Genomic DNA, 1200 nt, shown 5'->3' on the forward strand with positions numbered 1-1200 from the left:
AAAAACGTTCAAAAATATGAGGTAAATCAGTACTAGGGATAGGTTGTCCGTAATTTGTTATATCAATTGTAATCATGTTATTGCTTTCGTAAGCGGTAATATCAATATGATCTCCATCATTTCCATAAGTAATAGCGTTTATGATTAGATTTTCAAACACACGTACTAATTTATCCCCATCAGCTAGTACCATTAGCTTTTGAGATGGGAAAGAAGGGCGACATTCAATATTAGCTTCTTGAAGCTGTATCCGAAATTGGACAGTTAATTGTCCAATCAATTCTACAATATCAATGGGAGCAGAATATAAACTTAACTCTTTATTTTGAACGCGTGTATATTCAAACAAGTCATTCATTAATGCATTAAGACGAGTTACTTTATCGTAAATGACTTGAATATAGTATCGTAATTCTACTTCATCTCTATAATTATCATGATGGATTAAATTTACGTATCCAACTATAGATGTAAGAGGGGTTCGTAAGTCATGTGATACATTTGTAATAAGTTCGCTTTTTGCTTGTTCTGCCTGTCTTTCTTCATCAATCGAAACTTTTAATTGCTCAATAATTTGATTGACCCCAGTTGCCAGTTCTTCTAAATAATTATGGTGTACGATGGAAACTTTATGATTAAAGTTTCCACTTGCAATATACCGAATCTCTTCAATCATTTTTTTTATACAAGTTTCATAGTAAACCTTTCTTTCATGACGATAAAAAATGTATAAATAGGATGAGAAAATAGAAAATAAAAACAAATAAGATACAATCATCATCCATAAAGACTCTTTTAATCCAATATATTTTTCATGGCCAAAAATTCTAATGAATTCTTTTCCTAGTTCACTTAAAGTAAGTGAACTCTCAATTACACTAGTAACGAGGCGATAAATAATTAATTCAGTAATAGGGGTTAGTGTGATAGCTAATAAGAGCCAAAAAATAATTTTCCATTTTGGGATATCTTTTAATATGTCAAAAGCTTCATTTCTCAATTTTATAGCCTACTCCCCAAACAGTATGAATAAACTTTTCTCCATTCATTACTGTTTCAAGTTTATCCCGCAAATTACTAATATGAACCATCACAGTTTTATTTGAACCATAACCATCTTCATTCCAAACGCGTTCAAAAATTTCTTCGGAACTAAAGACTCTTCCTGTATTACTCGCAAGTAAATATAAAATATCAAAT

Annotated in this window: 2 protein-coding genes; both read right to left on the minus strand. The window is 30.5% G+C overall.

What is annotated here, in order from left to right; translation table 11 throughout:
- On the minus strand, window positions 1–1000 hold a 1000-nt coding region (locus tag V7038_RS29410), incomplete at its 3' end, for a sensor histidine kinase (protein WP_335696088.1).
- Window positions 990–1200 (minus strand): winged helix-turn-helix domain-containing protein (locus V7038_RS29415; RefSeq protein ID WP_335696089.1); only part of this gene is annotated, 211 nt, incomplete at its 5' end. The genes V7038_RS29410 and V7038_RS29415, both read right to left, overlap by 11 nt.

The organism is Bacillus sp. JJ783 (genome assembly GCF_036963225.1).
GTDB lineage: Bacteria > Bacillota > Bacilli > Bacillales > Bacillaceae_G > Bacillus_A > Bacillus_A cereus_U.